General features: G+C 56.5%; 8 protein-coding genes and 1 pseudogene. 5 read left to right on the top strand and 4 right to left on the bottom strand.

All coding sequences use genetic code 11. The features are described from left to right. Positions 1 to 124: 124 nt before the first annotated feature. Positions 125 to 1,030 (bottom strand): annotated as a pseudogene (gene istA, locus OCH239_RS20555) (IS21 family transposase); the annotation flags it as partial. Positions 1,031 to 1,261: 231 nt separating this feature from the next. On the opposite strand from istA, the gene OCH239_RS20550 reads away from it, so the two are divergent. Beyond that, entirely contained in the window at positions 1,262 to 1,687 is a 426-nt protein-coding gene (locus OCH239_RS20550) for a hypothetical protein (RefSeq protein ID WP_157578021.1), read from the top strand. A gap of 174 nt (positions 1,688 to 1,861) precedes the next feature. Here OCH239_RS20550 and OCH239_RS20545 read toward each other — a convergent pair whose 3' ends face one another. Continuing rightward, positions 1,862 to 4,687, bottom strand: coding sequence for a hypothetical protein (locus OCH239_RS20545; protein ID WP_037267164.1), 2,826 nt, complete (start codon positions 4,685 to 4,687; stop codon positions 1,862 to 1,864). Positions 4,688 to 4,782: 95 nt separating this feature from the next. Further along, entirely contained in the window at positions 4,783 to 5,037 is a 255-nt protein-coding gene (locus OCH239_RS20540) for a hypothetical protein (RefSeq protein ID WP_037267162.1), read from the bottom strand. A 234-nt stretch (positions 5,038 to 5,271) separates the two neighbouring features. Here OCH239_RS20540 and OCH239_RS20535 point away from each other — a divergent pair, with 234 nt between their 5' ends. The 4 genes from OCH239_RS20535 (at position 5,272) to OCH239_RS20525 (ending at position 8,710) form a co-directional block, all read left to right on the top strand. Beyond that, the gene (locus OCH239_RS20535) at positions 5,272 to 5,478 is read left to right on the top strand and encodes a cold-shock protein (RefSeq protein ID WP_037267161.1); all 207 of its coding nucleotides are present in this window, start codon (positions 5,272 to 5,274) and stop codon (positions 5,476 to 5,478) included. A 428-nt stretch (positions 5,479 to 5,906) separates the two neighbouring features. Next, complete coding sequence (locus tag OCH239_RS20530) at positions 5,907 to 6,944, top strand: hypothetical protein (protein ID WP_157578019.1); 1,038 nt, start codon at positions 5,907 to 5,909, stop codon at positions 6,942 to 6,944. 231 nt (positions 6,945 to 7,175) lie between these two features. After that, positions 7,176 to 7,766, top strand: a complete 591-nt coding sequence (locus OCH239_RS22415; RefSeq protein WP_244430416.1) for a hypothetical protein — start codon at positions 7,176 to 7,178, stop codon at positions 7,764 to 7,766. A 224-nt stretch (positions 7,767 to 7,990) separates the two neighbouring features. Beyond that, complete coding sequence (locus tag OCH239_RS20525) at positions 7,991 to 8,710, top strand: hypothetical protein (protein WP_037267157.1); 720 nt, start codon at positions 7,991 to 7,993, stop codon at positions 8,708 to 8,710. Between the two features lie 102 nt (positions 8,711 to 8,812). Here the strand turns inward: OCH239_RS20525 and OCH239_RS23405 are convergent. After that, a partial coding sequence (locus tag OCH239_RS23405; protein WP_211242041.1) for a hypothetical protein occupies positions 8,813 to 9,005 on the bottom strand: 193 nt, incomplete at its 5' end.

Genomic DNA, 9,005 nt, shown 5'->3' with positions numbered 1-9,005 from the left:
ATCTTGAAAGCCTCGCGCGCGTCACCGACAATCCCGACATCCGGCTGTCCGCCGTGGCGACCTGATCAGCTTTGGACCTCTCCGAAGGTCGGCGCTCTTACACCATCCCCCGGGGCACTACCTAGCCGCGCATCACGCGCATGTTCAACTCATCCACCAGCCGCCGGATCGCGGCATTCAGATCGGCCTGGGAGAAGAAACGCAGGTTGCGCAGCCGTGCCAGTATCCAGCGCTGCGCGACCTGCACGGCGACTTCCACCTTCGCCTTGTCGCGGGGCTTGTAGGGACGCGCCGGCAGGATCGCCGTGCCATAGTGGCTGGCCATCTCCGCATACGTCCGGTTCAGGCCCGGATCAAAACGATCGGCCTTGAACACCGCCGACTTCAGATTGTCCGGCACCACGACCTTCGGCACGCCGCCGAGGAACGTGAACATCCGGACATGCGCGTCAATCCAGTCCTCAAGTCCCTCGGACGCCACAGCCTCGGCGTAGGTGTAGTTGGATGCCCCCATCGCCGCGACGAACAGCTTCATGGCCCGAACTTCCCCGGTCGCAGGATCGATCACGTCGATCATGTCGCCCGCGAAGTCGACAAAGACCTTCTCGCCGCCAATATGTGTCTGGCGCATCGTCGGCCGGACACGGCCCTTCCAGGCCTCGTAATGCTTGCAATACCACGCGTAGCCGAAGCCAAGCGGATGAGCCGCGCGATACTCTTCCCAGAGCAGGGCACGCGTGACGCCTGGCCGCCGCAGTTCCCGATCCACGAGGGACCAATCGGGCACGAAACGCTCCCCGTCCGCCACCGACGGCGCTGTCGGGAACAACAGCAACTCGAGGTCGTCGTCGGACAGCGCGCCCGGAAGTGGCCAGCTCAAGCCGGCTGTCCGCGCCCGCCCAAGATAGGCCCCGACAGTTCCCTTCCCCAGCCCAAGAGAGGCGGCAATCGCCCTCTCGCTCATCCCCTGAGCATACTTCAACCGTAGCACATCGCGTATCCGGCGCATCGACAGTCGTTCCGTTGGCATCTCGGCTCCCTCGTTCAAAAACGAAGGTCACCGTAGCTTCAGACTGTCGGCCAAACCCGCCCACGATCGCGTGGAACGGCTGCCCATCATCGCGTGGAATCGCTGCCCATGATCATATGGAATGGGCGCCCATCATCCCGTGGAACACGCACGACTCCGCTTTGATCGACCGTTAGTTGCGTTTCGTACCCGCAAGCAGACCGCCTAAATATTGACAGGCCGCGCCAAAGGGTGCTGCAGTTTCCTGTCGATATTTGCGAAGGGACGGAAGACGTGAATGAATTTCAGCGCGCTCGCCTCCGGAGTGCCTGGATCCTTGGACCGGCTTTTCTCCTGGGGCTCATCTGCACCGGCGCAAAGGTCAATCAGGCCGGTCCGGGGGTCCTGTTCGCGGTCTCGGTCGTCATCATCATGGCCCTGACCGTCGTTGGCGTGCGCAAGAACAGCTACCTGTATGTCGCGGATCAAGATTACGCCCTGGCGCGAACCGCCCTGCCCATGCTTGTTCTCGCCTTCAATCTCGGCTCGGGAATATTGCTCGCGGTCGACAACGGAGCGAAAGCCACCCTCTACCTCCTGGCCGTCGCGGCACTGCTCGCGGGGGTGCATGTGCTGACCGTTCTGACCCACCGGTTCACTGCCTCGCAGGCGCGGTAGACGGCCGTGGAGGAGATCACGACGATCCTGAAGGACTACTGCGACCACCATCAGCTTCCTCACGCGAGCTGCTACTGACGGCGGGCCCTGAGCACATGGGATTCCTTAGTTGGTTCGGCGACACCTGGGACGAAGTCGAAGCGCGCGAGGTCAGGATGTCTCCATCCTGACCGGTCAGAATTTGATCCCGAAATCGTCCTCGAGATCGTCCTCAGGATCGTCATCTTCTGGTGTGTCACCGGGCCACGATCGCGACGTGTCATTGCGCCATCTGCTGTAGAGACCATCGGGCCCGACCGCCTGAACACGCTCCATCTCGGCCTCCAACGCCTCGGTATCGGCCTCGTACGATCCGGGTTCGTGTCCCCAGCCCCGAACAACGATGCGGGATTTCAGGACTCCGACGCAGAGTTCAGTTGTAAGGTATTCTGCATCCGCCAAGAGGTCGTAGGCCACTCGAAGAGGCGCACCGGCGATGTTGGGGTCCTCTGAAACACTGATAAGAGCGTTGCCTGCCCGCAGGAGCGTATCGGCTTTCTCGTCGGCCATCAGGTAGGTGTCCGTTTGCGTGATCGACTGAACGAGGTCTGCCACTTCTACGACGGCATTGAAATCGTCCGCGGTGACTGCCCGGGTCAGCTCCCGCGACAAAACAGCGACGGGTGCGTATGAGCCCTCTGCTACATCCATCGCATTCCGGAAAGCCGGTCGCGAAGATGCATAGTCGCCATCGAGACAGGATGCCTCGGCGCGAATGAGCTGTACTTTTCCTGGCACTCGCGGGGCACCGACGACGTCCGTAAGGCGATCCGCGTCTTCAAGGTACTTCGCAACCACATTCACTTCGTACGCGTGCTGCGAGAAGTCGGAGAGGGTTGCCTCAGGATCAATCACCATCGTGGTGTAATTCTCCGAAACCGCCGCTTCCGCTTCCAGAAGTCGAATGTCCCTGTAGTACTCTGCGATCTTAACAACCGCCTCCCTGGCAGCGTTGTCGTCCGGTAGGCTGTTGATGACAGCCAGCAGGTCATCGGTTTTAGGGCGCGATGTTTTCAGTAGTTTATCCAGGCACACTCGAGCACCGCTCTGGTCTGTCGTATGGGTTTCATCCAGAGCTTTCTGCGCCGTTTGCACCATGTGATCGATGATGAGGCGCTCAGTATCAGGCAGGATCGGCTCCCAGGTATTCATTCCGATTGAGACCGGCTTACGTGCAGTTTCACGGACACCTAGGTCGTAGCTCTGGGTGATCATCGCTTCGCGGTATTTGAGGCTGCAGCGCTTGGTGATCTCCAGCCCTACATCCACCTCGTCCTCTTCGAGACGGGAAAGGTTTTGGTAGGCGATCTGGACGTGTCGGTGATCACGGGGGCGCTTGCTTGCAGACATGTCAGCAACGAGCTCACAGATTCGAAGATGCTCGAGACGAGATGCTTGCACGCCGTCTGCGCCAGACAGGAACCAGCGGGTTGAGTTGAACTTTCTTAGCTCGAAGATCGCTTCGAATTGGCGACCGTCGATGAGGTCGCCGCAGAGCTCACCGAATTCCTCGATGTGCGCATCTGGATCGTGGATCCTCAGACTTCTCATAGCGAGAGACCACAGACGAATTTGGTCGGCCGACATGGGGTTCCGAGTGATTGCCTCACATCTGGCGGAGAGATGCCTATGCAGCGTCTCGGCAATGTGGGTGAACAAAGACGGCTCCCGTCCCCGGAAATCGGCGACCAGCTCCCGCTGTAAGGTCGCCGGCATGTCCAGAACCCCGTCCTCGCTCACCTCGAGATAACTGTTGAGAAAGAACGTGTCCCAGTCGGTGCTTCCGAGATATGACGGGTACGCCAGCTTCAGGGCATCGTAGGTTTCCCGATCCAGCGGCACAGCCATCGAGATTAGTCCGAGGCGGTTGCGCTCTTCCTGGGGCAGGCTGCTGACTTCCGACAACTCGTTCTGGAAGACGTCGGAGATCGTCGCCAGATCGGGATCGGACAGATAGCGAGACTTCAGTAGCTCAAACTTCTGCGGATGACCACGAGAATACCTGACGATGGAATCCCGCGCGTGTGGATCATCGATACCTTCGGCAGCGAGGTACTCGTCGAGGTCTTCGGCGCCTACGGGCGGCAGGGGCATGACGCGCTGGACAACGGTATGAAACCCCTGCTCTCCCCAATCGGGCATCTCTCGCGATGACACCAAGACGTCGATGCCTTTCGTTTGCTGGATCAGCCGCTGGAGCCATTTGACCTCTTGGGTCTGCTCAAGACTGTCCGCGATCAGAAGGAGCCGGGTGTCAGGCCGTTTCGCCGACATCCGGCGGATGTCGTGGGCAAGGATGTCTGGGAGGAGCCGACGGATCTCGGTGACCGGCATACTGGCGATGCGCTCCATCGGTTCGCGGACGTCACGGCACTCATGGTGCTTCAGGATCCGGTGGACGCCCGACATGACCATGCCTTTCAGGAAACCACTATTGGCGAAGCCGGACACCGCGCCCACGACCTCCTGGGCCGGATCGACGGCCCATTCAGCTGTCCAGTCCAGAAGCTCTTCACCGATCAAGTTGAACTTCTTCGAGAAGATCCTTGGGTATTCCTGCTCGATGTCCTTCTCGGGATTGCTTTCCTTGAAGAGCACGGTGAGCGCGAGATCGAAGCATGGGAATGTCACGCGGGGATGGTTTGCCGACAGGCTGGCTCTGATCTGAGCAAGGCCGCGCTCTGCGGTCCGCCGGTCCGGGTTCGAGAAGTCGACCAACCCGATGGCGACATCCTGACGTTTGTTCTTTTCCTTCGAGGAACGCTTGCCATCGAGACCATTCCTATAAGTCTCGATCATCGTTGTCTTCCCGATGCCCGAGCGTCCTGTCAGAAACAGGAGATTGTAGTCTTCCTGAAAACGCAGGTCATCGAAGTACCGGTCGAGCAAGAACTGCTCTTCGTATCGACCGGCAAGGCCTTGGCGTGGCCGGTAATTCTCGAATTCAAACTGAGGCTTCATTCCGCTCGTCCCGTTCTTTTTCCAGCTTCGACGATGTCGCCCTCCAACTTGAGAGGCAACACCGCCTATCCAGAAGCTCACCGAGACGATGCAAGTTAGCACACCGCCGGCAGGAGATCGGCCAACGTTGCTTTCATCATGGCGCACATATCCCCGCTAATACGGGAGATATCCATGTCGAAGGACCATGAAAAAACGCGCGAATGTTCCTTGAGGAGGAGCAACTGGCGCAGGAAAGTGTTGATCGCATCGCGCAGAAGATGCGCCGCCGCCGCCCGGAAGCTGGCGGCCATCTCTTTCAGAGCGCCAAACTCTGGGAGGCGTGCGGTATCGATGTCTCCGCTGACCATTTCGATCCCGATGGGCGCCCGGACATGGAGCCGACAATTCCGTGGAGCCTTACAGCCGGCCTGCGACCGAGCGCGATTGACGGACAGGCCTCGCGCGATCTGCCAAAATCGCCCCGCTACGTTACCACGATCGATCCCCTGATATCCGACAGGACCACAGCGCACTCGATATGGCCGACAACGCCACGCTGTTGCACTTCCGCGAACAGGCTAGGCACGACAGGAGACTTCACGATGGCCACCGGCACCGTGAAATGGTTCAACGCAACCAAAGGCTACGGCTTCATCGCCCCCGATGCGGGCGGCAAGGACATCTTCGTCCACATTTCGGACGTCGAGCGCTCCGGCCTGACCGGCCTCAGCGACAACCAGAAGGTCAGCTACGACATCAAGTCGGGCCGCGATGGCCGCGAGTCCGCCGAGAACCTCGAGCTCGCCTGATCGGCGATCCAGAGGTTGAGACGAGGGCGCCTTCGGGCGCCCTTTTTTATGGGCGAGCGTCAAACGAGACGATCAAAGAAGCCGAACTAACTCCGCCTCCATATGCAGAATCAAGCTCGTCAGCGGCCGATTGGGCGACGGACGCGGAATGTCCGGATCGAGCCGAGATTGACCGATGCTGCGAAGTGCGCAAAGGTCGCTTTCGCGAGCGCGGTCAATATCCACTGCTTGCAAGCGGAGATTTCACATTGAGCGGATTTACATGGGAACGCGGACCGTTCACCCGATGCGCCAAGTGCGAACAAACGAAAATGGGCATCCTCTCTGCCGGGGGGCAATCGTTGACCAAACGCTGCACAAACTGTCGAGCGACGGTGCATATCCCGCTACCCGCACTAGACAAGAAGGCGATCTATCTGGACCAGTTCATGTTCAGCATGATCTACAACGTCAAGAACGACGGGAATCTGCCAAAGGGCCATGAAGGTTTTGCAAAAGAGGTTTACGCGCTGCTAAGGCGGTGCGTTCATCTACAGCAAGTCTTCTTGCCCCACTCCGATATCCATCATGATGAAACAACGGTCTTCCACAGCCCCATAGACTTGCGGGGTTTGTATGAGTTTTTCGGTGGTGAAGTTTCCCTAATGGATTCTCGCGATGTCGAGCTTTTGCAGGACATTCAATTCGCAAAGGCCTACTTCGATGGGGCAGAGCCTGCGGTTTCTCTTAGCCTAGACGAGATTGCGGACAGTCGAAGGAACGAATGGCTGCCCGACATGCACGTAGGTGTGCGGGCCGACTATAGCCAATTTGCAGATCACATTCGTACCGTAAGGGGCGAAGTGCATAATGCAATGAAACAACTCGCAGATACTTGGCTTGAGAAGAGGGTAACGTTTGCGGATGTACTCGAAAGTGAGTTCTCAGCAATTGGGCCGACAAAGAAGCAGGCCTTTGCGAACTGGTTTGAGGAAGTTTCAAACCCTGACCCAAACGACCCGCTGGCGCTTCTTGAGAGTTCAGGTAGGCCGATTTATCGAGAGTACAGAGAGCTGTGCCGCCTACTTGAAGATCGTGGAGTTGATGAAGGCCAGCAGCCGATCAAGATTATGGAGTTTTGGCATTGGGATCAACTACAGAAAATACCACACCAAAAAATTTCATCGTACCTGTTTGCCGCTGTGGCTCGGCGGGTGGCGATGGGCGAGAAGAGAATAGTTGACCGTGGCCTCGTGAACGATGTGAGGACAATCTCGACGTACGCGCCATACCTGGATGCACTATTCGTCGACAAGCGCTGCGCTGCATTATTGAAGGAGGAACCACTTGAGGCTGAGTTGGAGTACAAGGCCCGCATTTTCTCTCTCAGCGACACAGACGAATTCTTGGAATACCTACGGGAAATAGACGGCAATACACCAGATGGAGTTCGCGAGTATGCGGCAATGATTTACGGTATTGATTAGATACAGTTGAGGTAAAAGCAGAATTTCGCGCAGCCGCAGCGAATGGCAGCAAAGTCCTCGCTGCCGCCGCTCAGGTAGGGCGTGGCGAAGGTTTGCGGAGAGCCCATCTTCGACGAATGCTGACCAATCTTTGACTGTGTTCTATGTTCAGATCAGATCTGAAGCGCTTGAAACGCATCCACGATAAATCCGCGTTTTGCGACCTATTGCTAGCGTAAGGGAATTAATGAATTGTTCGAAAAGATTTTGCAGTTTGCAAGCGAACATCCTAACACACTCGCAGCAATCTCAGGGCTGGGCTCGGCGCTAGCTGCATTAGCTGCTGTATTACTGAGCGCGTATGCTCTTTTATTACAACGCAGGCACAATCAATTATCCGTCCGACCGATAGCCCATTTTGGCTACGTCGATTACGAGAACGAGATCGCAGTTTGGCTCAGAAATTCGGGCGTTGGCCCCATGAAAATAGATGCCATTACAGTCTTTTGCGGAGATTCCAAGCGATGTACCACCACGTTGATCGAGCACATGGAATGCAACAATGTTGAGGGTAATTGGTCTTTCTTTTCTGGAAACTTAAAAGGAAAGACACTTGCCGCTGGCAGCGTGTTGCACCTATTGAAACTGGAAGGGGACCCGGAAGACGAAGATTATATAATGAGCAGGGAGGCAACAAGAAGGGTTCTTCTTAATATAGAATTGAAGGTTACTTATTCGGATATTTACAATAGGATCATTGGAACGGAAGCACGACGGCTTGCCTTCTTCGGGCGGCATTACTTTGACTATAATTTTGAAACACAGACTTTGAGCGGACGTTAGAGTAAGCGAATCGAATGCCCGCTCCGTCCGCAGTGCCGACGCACGCGCGAGCCGCAGCAAACATCGGGAGTGAGCCGTGCTTTACGGCGTTTCTGCATTGCAGCTAAATTGACACTGAGGCTTTTGCCTTGCTAATTCGGCGAGCTTTGCTACCGTTCCCGAGCATTATCGGCATATTTAGCCCCCACTTTAAACTTCAAATAAAAGCAATCCACGGAACACGTATGACCGCACTTAACTGGGAGCTGGCTCCCGAACATGTTCTCATCTTATCTGACAGCTTGGCGCTATCTGGTGACGACCATCGACCCGCGTTAATGACAACGAAGGTGTTCCCCCTGTCGCATCTGGGTTTGTGTATTGCAGGCACTGGTGCGCAACCTATGGCTAAGCGGTTTTGGGCGCACGCTAATAGTAAATGCGTAGTGTCAGACGTCGCCCACCTTGATGAGTACGCCACCGATATTCTTCGCGATCTTTGGTTGCAATTACACTCCGAGCCTGATTATCAAACTGAGGAGGGGCGTCGCTCTACGAGCACAGTCTATGTCTATGGGTGGAGCACCGTCGATGACGCTTTCATCGGCTTTGCTTACCGTTCGGTAAACGACTTCGTCTCTGAGCCTATGGGCTACGGGGTTGCCGCAAAACCTGCTCCAAACTCGGGTGAGCTTCCGGAGATTAACGGACTTAAAGAGTTTGTCGAGCTGATGCTACTGCAAAAGCACGAAGACCGTGAACGTCCAAGAATGGAGCGTATTGGCATAGGTGGCGAAATACTGATGACGCTCATGGTTCGGGATGAAACTGGCTTCACGGCAATCAAACAGCAACCGATCTTCAAGTTTGATGACTATGACGAAGACTGGGATTTAATACTCGCGAAACTACCCGGGAATCAGGATCATCCGCTCTCGATTGCTGCTCTTGCGAGGGACCCGTAGCATCTGCGGCGCTGCTTGAACCTAGCTCGTTTCTACTTCAAATCTATTTTCTAGACCCGCCTTGCATCACATATATGCTGACCTGAAGTTCTACTCCTCTTCTCAACCGGGAGTGGGCGCTGCTAGGTTCTGGTCATGATTTCTGGCCGGGTCATAAATCACGATTTTTGTCCCGGATAGGTAGCTGCCGTTGGTCGAAAGCCAGCAAAGTCCCGCGGTGCCGCCACTCTCGCCATCCGCAGCGAAGGTCGGGAGTGAGCTGATGGTGTTCTCTAACAGGCTGCTGAAAAAGGCC

The sequence above is a fragment of the Roseivivax halodurans JCM 10272 genome, from assembly GCF_000521785.1.
Classification (GTDB): domain Bacteria; phylum Pseudomonadota; class Alphaproteobacteria; order Rhodobacterales; family Rhodobacteraceae; genus Roseivivax; species Roseivivax halodurans.
The sequence above is the reverse complement of the archived record's forward strand: the minus strand, read 5'-3'. Positions and strand labels throughout refer to the sequence as shown.

What these genes read in the sequence shown, in the direction of transcription:
- OCH239_RS20530 (WP_157578019.1), top strand. Translation starts at nt 5,907, where the DNA reads ATGTTCAGCATGATCTACAACGTCAAGAACGACGGGAATCTGCCAAAG.
- OCH239_RS20535 (WP_037267161.1), top strand. Translation starts at nt 5,272, where the DNA reads ATGGCCACCGGCACCGTGAAATGGTTCAACGCAACCAAAGGCTACGGC.
- OCH239_RS20545 (WP_037267164.1), bottom strand. Translation starts at nt 4,687, where the DNA reads ATGAAGCCTCAGTTTGAATTCGAGAATTACCGGCCACGCCAAGGCCTT.
- OCH239_RS20540 (WP_037267162.1), bottom strand. Translation starts at nt 5,037, where the DNA reads ATGGTCAGCGGAGACATCGATACCGCACGCCTCCCAGAGTTTGGCGCT.
- OCH239_RS20525 (WP_037267157.1), top strand. Translation starts at nt 7,991, where the DNA reads ATGACCGCACTTAACTGGGAGCTGGCTCCCGAACATGTTCTCATCTTA.